Genomic DNA, 15,203 nt, shown 5'->3' with positions numbered 1-15,203 from the left:
GGCTTTTTCGGTCAGACACTAGATAGCTGACTGACTTCGGCGGGTTCCTGCTTCATCGAGCGGCTTAAGGCCGCATCTCCACAGGCTAACAAGCGGTATCCCCGCTCTAAAACATTGATCGCGCCGACATGATCGGCGTGATTTTCATAGTGACATTCCACACACACAAACCGCGCTTGCGTCTGACGATTGTCCGCCGCTACATGGTGACATTCGGGGCATTCCTGACTGGTGTAATGCGGTGGCACAGTGAACAACATGCCGCCTTTCCATGCCATTTTGTAGTCGAGTTGCCGTCGAAATTCGCCCCAACCTTGATCGAGAATGGCTTTGTTTAAGCCAGATTTCTGGGCAACGTTCTTGCCAGGGTTTTCTGCTGTGCCTGCCGCTGACTTCGACATATTACCGACCTGCAAATCTTCGATGAACACGAACGCGTGGTTTTGGCTGAGCGTGGTCGTCGCCTTGTGCAGGAAATCGCGGCGGGCATTGGCGATTTGCGTGTGAATTTTTTGGACGTTGGCTTGTGCCTTTTTCCAGTTGTTGCTGAATTTCTGTTTGTGCGCCATGCGCCGTTGGTATTTGGCGAGTTTGGCTTGTTTGCTCTTGAAGCTGTTACGCGATTCCATCCATGTGCCATCGGAGAGCGTCGCAAAACGCGCTATACCAAGGTCAATACCGATAGCAGTGGTTGCGGGTGTGGCTGGCAATTCCACTTCCCGCTGGGTTTGGATGCTGACAAACCATTTCCCGCCTTTGCTGGAAACCGTGACATTGCGTAGTTCTCCCAGCACATCGCGGCTGTTGCGGTAGCGTATCCAGCCCAGTTTCGGCAAGAAAAGTCGGCTATTGCCTGGGTCGAGCTTGATTTGTTTGGGGTCAGGATAACGGAAGCTGTCACCGCTGCCTTTACGCTTGAAGCGGGGGAAATCAGCACGTTTCGCAAAGAAGTTTTGGTAGGCTTTATCGAGGTCTTTGAGGGCGTGTTGCAGGGGGTGAACCGGGGCATCTTTCAGCCACGGCGTTTCTTCCCCATTGCGCCATGCCGTCAGGTGTTTTGCCATTGCCACGTAACCGATGAATTTTTCACCCGCTTCATGGCTGGCTTGCTGTAACGCTAATGCCTTGTTGTAAACGAAGCGGCATGACCCCGCAAAACGGCGTAGTTGACGCTGTGTTTCACCATTGGGCATGAGTTCGTATTTGAAGGCTTGGTGTCGTTGCATCTGCGGAGTGTAGCTAAACAAGAGCGGCTTGAGTGGGTATTCTGCGTTAAACTGCGCGGATTATCCGACAAAACTACCGAACATAGGGCGGCTTCGCCACCCGCGCTATCCTCCTCGACCTGAAGGACGGGGTTTGCCACGCAACCTGATCAGCGGGTGACGTTATGGCAGCAGTGGCAGAAAAATTCGATTACCTTTCAGTAGAAAATTATCTGGCAGGTGAAGAAATCAGTGAAATCAAACATGAGTATGTGGAAGGTCAGGTCTATGCAAGGGCTGGCGCAAAGATCAACCACAACAAGATTGTCCGCAATATGTCATCACTCTTGTGGAATCATTTACGCCACCAACCTTGCGAACCCCTCAGCGGAGACATGCTGGTAAAAACACTGGGTAAACGCTTCCGCTACCCTGATGTCGTGGTGGTTTGTGACGATGACCCGTCGGAAGATGAGCGCGTCCTAGAAAGCCCGATACTCATCATCGAAGTGCTGTCCAAAAGCACCCGCAAAAAAGACAAAGGCGAAAAACGTCTGGAATACCTCGCCATCCCCAGCCTGTTGGAATATGTGCTGATTGAGCAGGATTTTGCGGAAATCGAAGTGCAACGCCGTAGTGCCAGTTGGCAATCATCCTATTACTTCTTGGGGGATGAGGTGGTGCTGGAATCGGTCAATGCCTCCTTGCCCGTCGAAGCCATTTACGAGCGGGTTAAGATTGACGACGTGTTGGCGTGGCTGGAGCAACAGCAGGCAGAAGGAGCATAACCATGAGTCTGGGTGATGGTGTATACGCTCAAGGACGACGGGCAATATGGCTTGCCGCGCATGTTCGGGATGGAAGAGCCGCTCACCGTGGGCTTGTTCCCGGAATTGAATATTGATTGGGCGTTTATGCAGGAAGCGTAGTTGCCTTCGGCTACGCTCAGGCAACGGGCTTATCTCACTTGCCAGTGACCCGTATAGCCTCAACGCGCTCCCCATCCGCCAGTAGCACCCATGCGCTGAGTTTAGGCAAAGCGGCAACCTCTGGTAACTGCAAATAGCCTTGTACTTGTGTAATGCCTTCCTGCCGCTTGGCTTCCCAACCTTTGTTGCCATCGCCCCGTTTAGCGTATTTCAACTCGATCAGGTGCTGATACTCGACCTCATAAGGGCTACGCTCCAGTAACAGGATGTCGGGATATTTGTGGTTCATTTCCCGCTCGCTTTGGATGAAATACACCGACGATTGGTACAGCAAGGTCAACGCCAAGGTTTTAACGTGTTTTTCGTCCATATTACTGAAATCACGGTTGGACAGCACTTGCAGTACCCGCTGCATTTCCGTTACCAGTGGTTGGATGTCATCATGCAGAGCCAAGGCTTCTACCGCCTGCAACAGGGTGTTGCCGGGAATGCTGATTTGATTACGGCGTTCCAACTCGACTTTGAAATAGTGGAAGTACAACTCCTGTATGGCATGGTTGGGGATTCGGAACACTTCACCGGAGAAGGTTTTTCGCTGTAATGACACAAACCCCATGTAGGCCAGCAGGCTGATGAAATCATCACGATCAAAGCCTTTGTCAAAATCAAACTTGCGGCGTTGCATCGCGGTCACTTCACCTGTATTGATAATTTCATCCAAGACGGCAAAATTGGTATCACGGTTGCCGATACCGAACATCCCCATGATTTTGCTGTAGTCAGAGGCGATGTTTTCATCCAACATTTGTTCGGGATAGCTGCAATCTTTAACACGAAAATGTTTCAGGAAATACAGCACCATATTGGGGTTATAAACCGTTTCCTCCGCTTGGGCATGGAAACGGTAGCCATTGTACCAACGCCTCACATCTGCCAGCAGTACATCGGCATCAAGTTGGCAAGCCTTCACAAGGGGTTGTTGCAGGCTTGCTACTTCGGTTTCGGTGAAGCCTATGGCACTGTTGAAGTCTTCGTGTAGGGAAATGTTTTCGCCAATGTTGAAACCGCTGGTCATGCTGTCGAGCATCAGCGGGGTCACGCCCGTGATGAACAGGCGGTCTAGCGTGCCTGTCAGCGTGGCGGTTTTGATGGTTTCGTAAAAACTGCGCACGAAGCCGCCCTTGCCAACCACATCCTGAAATAGCGTAAGGTCTCGCGACAAAATGGTATTGGCGAAGTGGTCGTACTCATCAATCAACAGCAGGATTTTTTGCCCTTCCACCAAACGCCAGAATGCTTTCATCTTGCTTTGGGGTGATGGCTCAGCCTCGATGACAGCCAATGTTTCATCAGGATAAGCATAGCGTTGCAGAAATCGCTTCAGGGAATTGGCAACTTCACGGTCAAAATCCTGATAAATCTGCCCGCGCCCACTGCCTTCGCCGCCAATCCCGCTGAACTCCATGAACAATACTTGATAGCTGCTGTTGAGTGGGGTCGGGTGCTGCCCGATGTGTAGCTGACCAAACAGTGTGTTGAATTCGGGGCGGTAGAACACGTCATAATAATGCCACAGTGTCGAAAGCATCAGACTCTTGCCGAAGCGGCGTGGGCGTAGCAGGATCTGGTATTTGCCCGCGTCTTCCAACGTGGCGATGTAAGCTGTCTTGTCGATGTAGGCGTAGCCGCCAGTGATCATATCTTTGAAATTGCTGATGCCATAGGGGATTTTCATGGTTTTTCCTGCGTGGCTGTATGGGATAATGATAGCACAGGAAAAAACCCCACCGGCAAGCGTTCGGCGCTGCCTCAGGGCGACCGCATATAAATTCTCACGCAAATACCTCCCCCAAGGCGGTTAGCGAAGTGGCACGGTTTGTCACCATATCTGCCATTTGGGCGTTGGAAAAGATGGCATAAACCGGGGCATTTTCGGCTTCGGAGATGGTTTTGCGCAAGTCCCGCAATTTGGCGTAGATAGCGAAATCTTCTGCCACCAGAATTTCGCGGTAATCGACCTGCCCGCGTTTATCGACGGCTTTTGTGGGTTTGCTGGATGAGGATGATGGCTCCAGATAGGTCACGCACACTGACCAATAGCAGAAATCCCCGCGCTCGACAAAGCGTTTGTCCACTGACACCAGCCGATGCCGGGTGCAGAAATCGTCGATCACGTCCTGATCGCTGTCAGGCTCCAGCGCATCCACGCTGAAAAACTGTAATTTCATAACCTCTCCCTTCCATGGGAAAAATAAGTTGATAATTGCTAAAAAATGCGCCGCGCAGGGGTAAACCCCTGCACCCCGAAGAGTGGCTCGGTCTGCTCCACCAAAGTCTGGCGCTGCCCGCAACGCGCCTGACTTCGGCTACGCTGCCCGCGCCACAAGAGCCGCCTCCGGCTCGCTGCCTATGCTACGCCCTGAGTAGCGGCTTATTGACCTGAGGCGAGGCGGAACCCGATGCCGTAGTACCGATTATCCGGCGTGCCGTCGCTGCGGTTAGCGGAACGCACATCCTGCGCACCGCCGTACCATGAGCCACCACGCAACACGCCGGAGGCGCTACCGCCAGATTCCCAAGCACTACCATCCGCTGGCGCACCTTTATAATCACTGTGCCAACTGTCCTCTACCCATTCCCACACATTCCCATTCATGTCATTAAGACCATAGCCATTCGCGGCAAAACTCCCGACAGGCGCGGTATACTCAAACTTGTCTCCACACGAACTATTGTCACAGTTAGCATTCCCTTTACCGATAGCATTACCCCAAGGATAAGCGGTATCTGCACCACCACGCGCCGCATATTCCCATTCCGCTTCGGTTGGCAAACGATAATGCTTACCCGTTTCCTGACTCAACCACGGAATGTATTTCTGGGTAATGTCATCCCAACTGACATTGATCACCGGGCGATTACCTCTCCCCCAGCCCTGATCTTCGGCATGAGGACAAGCTTTGGCTTTTTCACAGGCATCCCATTGATCAAAGGTCACTTCGGTTTTTGCCATTTTGAAGGCATTGAGGGTCACTTCGTGGGCGGGCTTTTCGCTGTCATAACACTTATCCATACCCTCCACCACATCACGGCTTTCTACGCAGCCCATCGTGAATGTGCCAGCGGGGATGTCCACCATGTCAGGCTCAGGAACAACAGAAGCCGGGGAAACGACTGTGGGAGCTTGCCCTACAAGCGATTCTTCCTCAACAGGCTTAGATTGATGCACAGAAGATTTCCAATAATAACCGCCTCCGCCCAAAACAGCAGTAGATAGAAGAAGGGCGGGAATCAACGGAAATTTTTTATCCGGTGGCACTCGGTCGTTGATTGTGGCTTGTTCGCGTTTTAGCTGTTCTTGCTTGGCTTTGGCTTGACGTTCTGCCTCTTCACGGGCTTTTTGTGCAGCAGCACGCTCTTATGCCAATTTCTTTTGCTTAACTGCTTCTTCCTCTGCGAGACGCGCTTGGGATTCATTCAGCCAGCGCTGGTGCTCGGCAGCTTCACGGTTTTTTTGGTCGGCGACAGCTTTTTCTTTCGCTAGCCGCTCTTGCTCGGCATCAGACTTTTCCAACAATGTCCTGATTTCACCCGCCAACCTGATGAATTCGGGGTAATCGACCCCTCCATTCCAACCGATGAAATCACCTGCTTGTGTTTCCCGAAAACCAAAGGGCGGTGACACATTATCCACACGGATAGGCAACAATACTTTACGGTTGCCACCCTCTGTAGCCTCTTCTTTCACCCACTTGGACTTAACTGAGTCTTCTGACCAGACCACGAGCACACAACGGCATTGGCAAACAGCTTCTTCAATGACCTCACGCCAGTCCTTACCAATCGGCACAGAACGGTGATCCCAAAACACTGACCAGCCTTGCTGCTCCAAAGCAACAACCAGCGGCAAAAGCCGCTCACGGTCTACTGTCGAATAACTCAGAAAAATGTCGTGCATATTGATAACTGATAAAGAAGCCCCGATAAACGGATAGTAACCGATATTTTGTGGGATTTCTGCTTTACCAGTAACGCCTATAAAACCCGGCGGGATTCCTGAAGCAATTCCTGATCATTCATCGCCAGCAAAGGAAAAACTTCATCCTGATAGCCAGCGGGAATATCCTCAAAAATGGGTGGAAGGGCATGGCGCAGGCTGTCAAGGATGATGGCTTCAGTCGGTTGATGGAACAAGGAAGCCGCCCGATGCAACTGCTGGTAAAGCGTATCCGATACAATCAACTGTTTCCTATCACACCATCCACAAGATTAGTGCAATGCAGCATTTTTTTGATGAAAACTGTCGACAATCACCCCATAAACTGGCTATTGTGATACACCGATGAATATTCCTAAGTGGAACCACTGACTTATGCAAAACCCAGCCCTAAAACCCATACCCTCCGTAGACCCTATTCTACTGCAAACCAATATGACGCAAGCAATGCTGTTGTGGCAACGCTTTGTAGCCCGCTTGCTGGGTAATGCGATGAATAAACCAGCCAATGAAGGCGGCCAAGGCGACAACAGTTTCGCGGAAGCCATTGCCAAGTGGGGCGTCAACTTGCTGTTGCACCCGACTGCCGTCATGCAGGCTAATATGGACTTGTTCAACAACCAAACCCAATTGTGGCAGCACACGACTACACGGGCGCTGGGTCTGGGGCATTTGTCACCGGGCGTTCCTGACATCACCGACAAGCGTTTCAAACACCCGGCATGGCAAGAACACCAATTCACTGAAGTGCTGCTCCAGTCTTACCTTAATATGTCGACATACTGGCGCACCCTGGCACAAACCGCCGGTGGCCTTTCAGCACAGGATGCGAAAAAAGCCGAATTTTTCATCAACAGCATGATTGATGCTCTTGCACCCAACAATTACTCACACACCAACCCACAAGTTTGGCAGACCATTGTCGAAACCAATGGTGAAAATCTCGTCAAGGGGATGGAAAACCTGCTGAATGATTTTCAGGATGGTCAATTGCGCATCCGCATGACCGACATGAAAGCGTTTGAACTGGGTCGGGATATTGCCACCACCCCCGGCAAAGTGGTGTTCAAGAATGAATTGCTGGAACTGATCCAGTACACCCCGACCACTGCCAAAGTGCGCCAACGCCCGGTACTGATTGTACCGCCGTGGATCAACAAGTATTACATCCTCGACCTGCGCGAAAAGAATTCGTTCGTCAAATGGGCAGTGGATCAAGGCAATACGGTCTTCATGATTTCTTGGGTCAACCCAGACAGCCAACACCGTGACCTGAATTTTGAAGACTACATGCAAGCCGCCATCAGCGCGATGGATGCAGTCGAAGCCGCTACCGGCGAACGTGACCTCAATGTGATCGGTTACTGCCTCGGTGGTACACTGACCGCCGCTACACTGGCTTACCTGAAAGCCAAGGGCGATGATCGCGTCAAAAGCGCCACGTTCTTCACCACCTTGCTGGACTTTGCCGAACCCGGTGAAATCGAAGTTTTCCTCAGCGAAGCACAAGTCGGCTCGCTGGAAAAGCGCATGGAAAAAGATGGCTATCTGGATGGCAAGGACATGGGCGCGGCTTTCAATATGCTGCGTTCCAACGATCTGATCTGGTCATTCTTCGTCAACCTGTACTTGCTCGGCAATGACCCCATGCCCTTCGACCTGCTGTACTGGAACTCCGACAGCACACGGATGCCTGCTGCCATGCACAGCTTCTACCTGCGCAATATGTACCTCAACAACTGCCTGAGCAAACCCGACTGCATCACCCTGTCAGGCACACCGATTGACTTGGGCAAGATTGATACGCCTGCGTATTTCGTTTCCACCCATGACGACCACATCGCCCCGTGGCACGGTACTTATAAGGGTGCGAAACTGTTCTCGGGCCCGGTACGCTTTGTGCTGGGGCAGTCTGGTCACATTGCAGGCATTGTTAACCCGGCAGCCGCCAATAAATACGGCCACTGGATCAACGAAGAACTGTGCGACGATGCGGATGACTGGTTGTTTGCAGCCAACAAGGTTGACCTATCATGGTGGCACGACTGGAATAGCTGGGTAGCGAAATTCTCAGAAACCGAAGTGGATGCGCGTATCCCCGGCGCTGGCAAACTGAAAATCATCGGCGATGCGCCGGGCACTTACGTGCGCCAGAAAGTCTAACGCAACGCCTGCAATACGCCACTGAGTGCGTATTGCACCGCTTGAGCGCGTACCGCTTCCCGATCACCCTGAAAGTGTCGGGTGGCAGTACGCACTTCCCCACCCTGCACTGCCCAGCCGAAACACACCGTCCCAACCGGCTTGGTCGCTGTACCACCGCCAGGCCCTGCAATCCCGCTGACCGACACTGCCACCTGCGCCCGCGAATGCTGTAATGCACCCGCAGCCATTTCAGCCGTCACTGCTTCGCTGACCGCGCCGTGTTGGGCAAGTGTCTCCGCCTTTACACCCAACATATCCTGCTTGGCTTCATTGCTGTAGGTGACGAAACCGCGCTCGAACCACGTCGAACTCCCCGCCAGATCGGTGCACAGTTTCGCAATCCAGCCGCCGGTACACGATTCCGCCGTTGCCAACATCCAGCCTTTGGCTTTTAACACATCAGCAAGCGCTGGCAGCACATAGTCCAGCATGATTAGTGCAACATCGTGTGTGGGGTTGAATCGTCCGACAGCATCAGGTGCAAAGAAGTTTGCACTCGGTCGCTCAAACGCTGGAACAGGTCTTTTTCGGTTGTGAAGTTCACCATGTCTTCAGCGCCAATCTTATCCCGTGCAACGAAAGCATCACTGCCTAGACCGTCGATCAAACCGAGCGTAAGGGCATCTTCACCCGTCCAGAACAGGCCAGAGAAAAGGTCAGGGTTATCTTGCAAACGCTTGCCACGCCCCTCTTTAACCACATTGATGAACTGCTGGTGGGTGGTCTCTAACATCTTATGTACAAACGCCGCCTGATCAGGATTTTCAGGCAGGAATGGGTCAAGCATCCCTTTATTCGCGCCCGCCGTGTACAAACGACGCTCGACACCCAGTTTTTCCATTAACCCAGTAAAGCCAAAGTTATCCATGCGCACACCGATCGAGCCAACAATACTGGCCTTGTCTGCATAGATCTCATCAGCAGCCACCGCAATGTAATAACCACCGGAGGCACACATATCAGACACCACCGCATACACCGGGATGTCCTTGTGCTCAGCTTTCAGACGACGGATTTCATCGTTGATCAAACCAGCCTGCACTGGGCTACCACCGGGGCTGTTGATGTGCAAAATAATACCCTTGGTCTTTTTGTTCTCGAAGGCATCTTTCAGACTGGGCAAAACCATCTCGGCACTGGCGGCAGCACCGTCCATAATCACCCCGTTGATGTCAACAACGGCCGTAATCTTGTCGGCACTCGCGAGCTTGCCATCGGGTTCCCCCATGCCAAACAAGGCAAACAGCGCAATCAACAAGTAAGCGACGAAAAACAGTTTGAAAAAGATCCCCCAGCGCCGCGCACGGCGTTGTTCCTTGATGCTTTCCAGCGCCACATCTTTGAGCGCCTGAATAGCCTGTGTATTATCTTCGTTCATGTGTAACCTTTTTGTGCGGCTAACCAGCCGGGAATATGCGTAACGTCGTCAACATGACCACGCGGCTGATGTTGCCGCAAGTGTTCAAGGCCATGCACGCCGTAACTGACAGCCAGTGAATCCATCCCGATGTTCAGCGCCATCTGCAAATCGTATTCACTGTCCCCAATCATCAGCGCATCATGCTTGCGGGTATCGCAGTCTGTCAAAATCTCTTCCAGCATTTGTGGATGTGGCTTGGAACGGGTTTCGTCCGCACAGCGCGTAATCGGGAACAATTCACGCAGCCCGGTTTCATCCAGCACCTTATCCAGCCCACGCCGCGATTTCCCCGTAGCGACTGCCAGCGTGTAACCCTGCTCCGCCAACGTGTAAAGGGTTGCGCGTGCGCCACTGAACAGTTCGCTGCCGTGCGTGGTTCGCACCAGAAACTCTTGGCGGTATTCGTCCGCAATCTCGCGAATCCGACTCGGCGAAAGGTTGGGGTAAAGGTGTTGAATGGCTTCATCCAGCCCCAAGCCGATGATATGGCGGATTTGCGCATCAGTACGCGGTTCCGCACCCACCACCGCAATGGCATTACGCATACACTGGGTAATGTGCGTGGCGGAATCCATCAGCGTGCCGTCCCAGTCAAAAATCAGCAGGGAATAAGGTTTCATCTTAACGGTCATATCAACGCTCTACCGCATTGATTTTGATGTTAATCAGCACTTCCTTCAACTCATCCGGCAGGGGTGCTTCCACCACATAACGCCGCCCGGTGGCACGCAAGGTAAAATCTACGCTGGCAGAATGCAAAAACAGTCGTTTCAGCCCCATGTCGCGGAATTTGCGGTTGAGCGCGAAATCGCCATAACGGTCATCACCGAGGATCGGATGCCCCAGATTCTGCAATTGCACACGGATTTGATGCATCCGCCCGGTAAGAATTTGCGCCTCTACCAGCGATGCACCATGCAGGTTTTTCAGCGAGGAGAAAATGGTTTCGGATACTTTACCCTCACCCTCTTCCACCACTTGCACCTTCTGGCGCGTGCCTTCTTCCTTGCTCAAATCCATCGTCACGTGTTGGCGACCGTGCTTCCAGCGCCCCGCCACCAGCGCCTTGTAGCGCTTATCAATCTTGCCGTCGCGGAACAAGGTGTGCAATTCAGTCAATGCCTGCCGTGACTTGGCGAGAATGACCACACCGCTGGTATCACGGTCGATGCGGTGCGCCAGTTCCACATAGGGCAAATTCGGGCGCAACTGGCGAAAGGCTTCAATCAACCCCAGTTTGTAGCCGCTGCCACCATGCACCGGCAGGCCGGAAGGCTTGTTGACGAAAATCAGTTGCTCATCTTCCTGCAACACCGCCGCTTCCAATACGCTCAGCAAAGAAGCAGAGGCCAGCGCAGGCTTGTCCGGCGGATTGACCTCGGCCTCCATTTTGATGGGGGGGATACGGATAATCTCACCCAAAGCCAGTTTCTTCTCTGGTTTGACTCTTTTTTTGTCAACCCGCACCTCACCTTTGCGTAAAATCCGGTAAAGTGCGCTCTTGGGAAGTTGCTTAAGATGGCGAATCAGGAAATTATCTATCCGCTGACCATCTTCATTTTCCGTAACCGTGTAGTATTCGACTGCCATAATGAAAAAACATACCAACTAAATTTAAATGCAAATTGAATATAATTAACCGAATTGATATATTCGCAGCAGGCAACGTTAGGATGAAAACCTGACACAATGGGTTCGATCAAATCTGAACACGATGATATGACCCATGCCTGATTGATTCAATCACAAATTCTGGCGATTAGAACATTCACCCTCAGAATTTGTGCCGGGGTAAACAGGATAAAAAAATCCATACCCTCATCATCCAATGCCTGTCATGCAGATCAAAAAACAAGCAGACAGGCTTGACATTAACAGCAGGACTTGTTGCTGATGTCTGTTGCAAGAATGCGCCAGCGGTTTACAATATTCATGCGCCCGCCCTTATGAGGCACTCCCATGACCCGTAATGACCGAACGATTCTTTCTGAAGGTAGGCCCGATTAAGGTTAATCCATAGCTTTGCGAAAAGAAAATTCCTAACGCTTTGATATTACTCGAAATAAACTGATCGACCCCACCTGAAACAAACAGGTAACAATTACTGCATAACCAAGGCTTATGTAGTACATGAAACGTATTCTAATTAATGCGACCCAACCGGAAGAAATCCGCGTTGCCATGGTTGACGGGCAACGCCTTTATGACCTCGACATTGAACATTCCCTGCGTGCCCAGAAAAAAGCTAATATTTACAAAGGTGTCATCACTCGCGTCGAACCCAGCTTAGAGGCAGTCTTCGTCAACTATGGCGCACAACGTCATGGTTTTTTGTCGTTCCGCGAAGTCGCGCCTGAGTTTTACCACCCGAATGCCAAGTACACCGGGCGTCCCGCCGTCAAGGATGTGATGCGTGAAGGCATGGAAATCCTCGTGCAAGTCGATAAGGAAGAACGTGGCAACAAGGGCGCAGCCCTGACCACTTACCTCAGCCTTGCCGGGCGTTATCTGGTACTGATGCCTAACAACCCGAAAGCAGGTGGCGTTTCGCGTCGCATCGAAGGTGATGACCGCCAACAAATCAAGCAAACCCTCAGTGAGCTAGACATTCCCGACAGCATGGGCGTGATCGTGCGTACCGCTGGTATTGAACGTGATGCTGAGGAACTGTCATGGGATCTGGACTACCTCAAAACCTTGTGGAATGCCATCCAGCAAGCGTACAGCCAGCACAAAGGCCCAACCCTGCTGTATCAGGAAAGCAACGTCATTATCCGTGCGCTGCGTGACTATTTCCGCCGTGACATCGGTGAAATCGTCATCGACAACGAAAAAGTCTTCCAGCAAGCACGTGATTTCATGCAGGCAGTCATGCCGCACAATATCCGCAAGCTCAAGGCATACACCGACGGCACACCACTGTTCAGCCGCTTCCAGGTTGAAAATCAGATCGAAACAGCCTATCAGCGCACGGTTGCCCTGCCCTCGGGCGGCGCGATTGTCATCGACCATACCGAAGCATTGGTTTCCATCGACATCAACTCAGCGCGTGCCACCAAAGGGCATGACATCGAAGAAACCGCCCTCAATACCAATCTGGAAGCCGCTGACGAAATTGCCCGCCAATTGCGCCTGCGTGACCTTGGTGGCCTGGTTGTCATCGACTTCATCGACATGCTGCCCAGCAAACACCAGCGCGAAGTTGAAAAACGCCTGCGTGATGCCATGAAACTCGACCGCGCACGCGTACAAGTCGGGCGCATCTCCCGCTTCGGCTTACTGGAAATGTCACGCCAACGCCTGCGCCCATCGCTTGGTGAATCCAGCCAAATCGTTTGCCCACGTTGCACCGGGCATGGTCATATTCGCAGCACCGACTCAATGGCGCTTTCCATCCTGCGTCTGGTCGAAGAAGAAGCCATGAAGGAAATGACCGGCAAAGTCATTGCCCGCTTGCCGGTTGCTGTCGCAACGTTCCTGCTGAACGAAAAGCGCCAAGCCATCACCGACATCCAAGCGCGTCGCAATGTTGAGCTGACCATCATCCCCAACCCTTACATGGAAACGCCGCATTACGACATCAGTCGCATCCGCAACGATAACCTCGAAGACGATGAAGCCCAAAGCAGCTACCTGTACATTCCAGCGCCGCCTAACATTGAAGAAACCATCCAGCAGGATGCCAATCACGCGCCAGTCCCGGTCGAAGCTGCCGTCACCAACGTCATGCCCAGCACTCCGGCACCTCAACACCAGCGCCATCAACGTGCTGATGAAGAAGTCTTAACCGCGCCTCCTATACCAGCAGCAGCTCCAGTCAAAGGCCCCGGCTTGATGCGCCGTATTTTCGGCAGCCTGTTTGGCAGCAGCCCAACCGTGGACAAAGCCGCAGAAGAAGCCGAAAACAAAGCCGAAGCCGCCACTCCGCAACCGCAACCACGCGGCGACCGCCGCAACGACCAGCGCAACAACCGCAACCGTAACAATGGCAGAAACGACGCGGTCTCAGACGCTGAACACCCCGCCACTGACGAGTCACGCAACCGCAACGCTCAGGATAACCGCCAACGCCAAAACCGCAATGGCGAGCGTAACAACGACCAACGTGACAATGACCAGTCCAGTAATAACGAGCGCCGTAACAACCGTAACCGCAATGAGCGAGACAACACGAGCGAGCAAAATCGCCGCCCGCCACGCGAGCAACGCCCACCCAGAACGCAGGAGCCAGACACGGCTTCAGCACAAGGTCATGACCAGACACCTGTCGAAATCACCCTGTCTGCACCGCGTGACACACGTGACAACAACCGCGACAACGGGCAACAGCCCCAAAGCCGCCGTGACCGTTCACGTCGTGACCCGCGTAACCGTCAACGCCCCGAAGAAACCAACAGCGATACGACACCAGCCAATAACAGTGTTCCGCAGGATGCCGCCCCACAAGAACGGCAACGCAACCCGCGTCAGCAACGCCCCAGAGGCAATGAAACAACACCTGTTAACGAAATAGACGACAACAACTTGCCACCGGATCAGCAACAAGCAGATACACAACCGCCCAACAGAAACCGCCGCAATCAGGTCGCTGCTCCCAGCCTTCCTGAAACCGATGCCAACGACTTCGATGATGACGCAATGGATGATGCGGACGCAGACGTTGAAAGCGGCGACAACACCACGGCAACCAGCAGCGACATCCAACCACGCGGCCCCCGCGAACGTCGTGGTCGTACTCGTCGCCCACGCGGCAGCCAAAACCGTCAGCAACGCCCGCCCCGCCCTGCATCTGCCGAACTGGAACCACTGCCTGCTGAAAATCTGGAACCGCTCATTATCGACCTGAGCGCCGCGCAACCTGCACAACAGCCCCGCTACGAGCGCCAACCACCTAAAACGGAAGGCAGACCCGTCCCTGTTGTCATTCAGGTTTCACCCCCTGAAACACCCCCTGAACCGCAGGAACGCAAGCCAAAAGCACCGGTTCAACCAGAACCCAAGCCAAAAGCCGAGGCCACGCCGGAAGTACAAGTTCAACCAGAACCCAAGCCAAAAGCCGAGGCCACGCCGGAAGTACAGGTTCAACCAGAACCCAAGCCAAAAGCCGAGGCCACGCCGGAAGTACAAGTTCAACCAGAACCCAAGCCAAAAGCTAAGGCCAAGCTAGAAGTACAGGCTCAACCAGAAGCAGCGCCCATTGCAAAACCTGTGCCTGCCCCGAAGCCTGAACCCGCACCTCCTGCTGACGCAGTGGCAGAAATTGTTGCTGACAAACCGGTGGCTCCACCAGAAGTTGTTGCTGACAAACCAGCGACTCCACCAGAACCTGTAGCTGAGCCAAAAATCCCCGAAACGGTCAGCGCCACAGAACCGAAACCAGCAGCACCTGCACCGATGAAACGGCGTCCATCATGGATGCACACCGAACCTGAGTGAGGGTAAAACCT

The 15,203-nt window shown here is 53.0% G+C and carries 14 protein-coding genes; 4 read left to right on the top strand and 10 right to left on the bottom strand.

Annotated features, from left to right (window positions below; genetic code table 11):
• Positions 1–11: 11 nt before the first annotated feature.
• On the bottom strand, positions 12–1,226 hold the full coding sequence (locus J9253_RS02645) for an RNA-guided endonuclease InsQ/TnpB family protein (RefSeq protein ID WP_210223184.1): 1,215 nt from the start codon (positions 1,224–1,226) through the stop codon (positions 12–14).
• A gap of 164 nt (positions 1,227–1,390) precedes the next feature.
• On the opposite strand from J9253_RS02645, the gene J9253_RS02640 reads away from it, so the two are divergent.
• Both J9253_RS02640 and J9253_RS21100 read left to right on the top strand, forming a co-directional pair.
• Positions 1,391–1,993, top strand: a complete 603-nt coding sequence (locus tag J9253_RS02640; RefSeq protein ID WP_210223183.1) for a Uma2 family endonuclease — start codon at positions 1,391–1,393, stop codon at positions 1,991–1,993.
• A gap of 15 nt (positions 1,994–2,008) precedes the next feature.
• Positions 2,009–2,134 carry a hypothetical protein gene (locus J9253_RS21100; protein WP_266097370.1) on the top strand — a complete coding sequence of 42 codons (126 nt, stop codon included), beginning with the start codon at positions 2,009–2,011 and terminating at the stop codon, positions 2,132–2,134.
• 34 nt (positions 2,135–2,168) lie between these two features.
• Here J9253_RS21100 and J9253_RS02635 read toward each other — a convergent pair whose 3' ends face one another.
• The 5 genes from J9253_RS02635 to J9253_RS02615 form a co-directional block, all read right to left on the bottom strand.
• Positions 2,169–3,869 carry an AAA family ATPase gene (locus J9253_RS02635; protein ID WP_210223182.1) on the bottom strand — a complete coding sequence of 567 codons (1,701 nt, stop codon included), beginning with the start codon at positions 3,867–3,869 and terminating at the stop codon, positions 2,169–2,171.
• Positions 3,870–3,966: 97 nt separating this feature from the next.
• Positions 3,967–4,362: an HRDC domain-containing protein gene (locus J9253_RS02630; protein ID WP_210223181.1), complete on the bottom strand. Its 396-nt coding sequence runs from the start codon at positions 4,360–4,362 to the stop codon at positions 3,967–3,969.
• A 203-nt stretch (positions 4,363–4,565) separates the two neighbouring features.
• Positions 4,566–5,363, bottom strand: a complete 798-nt coding sequence (locus J9253_RS02625; protein ID WP_228291484.1) for a formylglycine-generating enzyme family protein — start codon at positions 5,361–5,363, stop codon at positions 4,566–4,568.
• A 189-nt stretch (positions 5,364–5,552) separates the two neighbouring features.
• Positions 5,553–6,092: a toll/interleukin-1 receptor domain-containing protein gene (locus J9253_RS02620; RefSeq protein ID WP_210223180.1), complete on the bottom strand. Its 540-nt coding sequence runs from the start codon at positions 6,090–6,092 to the stop codon at positions 5,553–5,555.
• A 77-nt stretch (positions 6,093–6,169) separates the two neighbouring features.
• Positions 6,170–6,376, bottom strand: coding sequence for a hypothetical protein (locus tag J9253_RS02615; RefSeq protein WP_210223179.1), 207 nt, complete (start codon positions 6,374–6,376; stop codon positions 6,170–6,172).
• A 130-nt stretch (positions 6,377–6,506) separates the two neighbouring features.
• Between J9253_RS02615 and J9253_RS02610 the strand changes: the two genes are divergently transcribed.
• On the top strand, positions 6,507–8,294 hold the full coding sequence (locus J9253_RS02610; protein ID WP_210223178.1) for a PHA/PHB synthase family protein: 1,788 nt from the start codon (positions 6,507–6,509) through the stop codon (positions 8,292–8,294).
• Here J9253_RS02610 and pncC read toward each other — a convergent pair.
• From pncC to J9253_RS02590, 4 genes are read right to left on the bottom strand one after another with little or no spacing between them, the layout of a single operon-like run.
• On the bottom strand, positions 8,291–8,767 hold the full coding sequence (pncC, locus tag J9253_RS02605; RefSeq protein ID WP_210223177.1) for a nicotinamide-nucleotide amidase: 477 nt from the start codon (positions 8,765–8,767) through the stop codon (positions 8,291–8,293). The two genes, J9253_RS02610 and pncC, sit on opposite strands and share 4 nt — an antisense overlap.
• A gap of 2 nt (positions 8,768–8,769) precedes the next feature.
• Entirely contained in the window at positions 8,770–9,714 is a 945-nt protein-coding gene (locus J9253_RS02600) for a S49 family peptidase (protein WP_210223176.1), read from the bottom strand.
• Positions 9,711–10,388 carry an HAD family hydrolase gene (locus J9253_RS02595; RefSeq protein ID WP_228291483.1) on the bottom strand — a complete coding sequence of 226 codons (678 nt, stop codon included), beginning with the start codon at positions 10,386–10,388 and terminating at the stop codon, positions 9,711–9,713. The genes J9253_RS02600 and J9253_RS02595 overlap by 4 nt, the downstream gene beginning before the upstream one ends.
• A 1-nt stretch (position 10,389) precedes the next feature.
• Positions 10,390–11,346 carry an RluA family pseudouridine synthase gene (locus J9253_RS02590; protein ID WP_210223175.1) on the bottom strand — a complete coding sequence of 319 codons (957 nt, stop codon included), beginning with the start codon at positions 11,344–11,346 and terminating at the stop codon, positions 10,390–10,392.
• A 540-nt stretch (positions 11,347–11,886) separates the two neighbouring features.
• Between J9253_RS02590 and J9253_RS02585 the strand changes: the two genes are divergently transcribed.
• Positions 11,887–15,192 (top strand): Rne/Rng family ribonuclease, encoded by a 3,306-nt coding sequence (locus tag J9253_RS02585; RefSeq protein WP_210223174.1) that lies wholly within the window; start codon positions 11,887–11,889, stop codon positions 15,190–15,192.
• Positions 15,193–15,203: the final 11 nt, after the last annotated feature.

The organism is Thiothrix litoralis (assembly GCF_017901135.1).
Classification (GTDB): Bacteria; Pseudomonadota; Gammaproteobacteria; order Thiotrichales; family Thiotrichaceae; genus Thiothrix; species Thiothrix litoralis.
The sequence above is the reverse complement of the archived record's forward strand: the minus strand, read 5'-3'. Positions and strand labels throughout refer to the sequence as shown.

What these genes read in the sequence shown, in the direction of transcription:
- J9253_RS02595 (WP_228291483.1), bottom strand. Translation starts at nt 10,388, where the DNA reads ATGACCGTTAAGATGAAACCTTATTCCCTGCTGATTTTTGACTGGGAC.
- J9253_RS02610 (WP_210223178.1), top strand. Translation starts at nt 6,507, where the DNA reads ATGCAAAACCCAGCCCTAAAACCCATACCCTCCGTAGACCCTATTCTA.
- J9253_RS02600 (WP_210223176.1), bottom strand. Translation starts at nt 9,714, where the DNA reads ATGAACGAAGATAATACACAGGCTATTCAGGCGCTCAAAGATGTGGCG.
- pncC (WP_210223177.1), bottom strand. Translation starts at nt 8,767, where the DNA reads ATGCTGGACTATGTGCTGCCAGCGCTTGCTGATGTGTTAAAAGCCAAA.
- J9253_RS02630 (WP_210223181.1), bottom strand. Translation starts at nt 4,362, where the DNA reads ATGAAATTACAGTTTTTCAGCGTGGATGCGCTGGAGCCTGACAGCGAT.
- J9253_RS02590 (WP_210223175.1), bottom strand. Translation starts at nt 11,346, where the DNA reads ATGGCAGTCGAATACTACACGGTTACGGAAAATGAAGATGGTCAGCGG.
- J9253_RS02635 (WP_210223182.1), bottom strand. Translation starts at nt 3,869, where the DNA reads ATGAAAATCCCCTATGGCATCAGCAATTTCAAAGATATGATCACTGGC.
- J9253_RS02620 (WP_210223180.1), bottom strand. Translation starts at nt 6,092, where the DNA reads ATGCACGACATTTTTCTGAGTTATTCGACAGTAGACCGTGAGCGGCTT.
- J9253_RS21100 (WP_266097370.1), top strand. Translation starts at nt 2,009, where the DNA reads ATGGTGTATACGCTCAAGGACGACGGGCAATATGGCTTGCCGCGCATG.
- J9253_RS02585 (WP_210223174.1), top strand. Translation starts at nt 11,887, where the DNA reads ATGAAACGTATTCTAATTAATGCGACCCAACCGGAAGAAATCCGCGTT.
- J9253_RS02645 (WP_210223184.1), bottom strand. Translation starts at nt 1,226, where the DNA reads ATGCAACGACACCAAGCCTTCAAATACGAACTCATGCCCAATGGTGAA.
- J9253_RS02640 (WP_210223183.1), top strand. Translation starts at nt 1,391, where the DNA reads ATGGCAGCAGTGGCAGAAAAATTCGATTACCTTTCAGTAGAAAATTAT.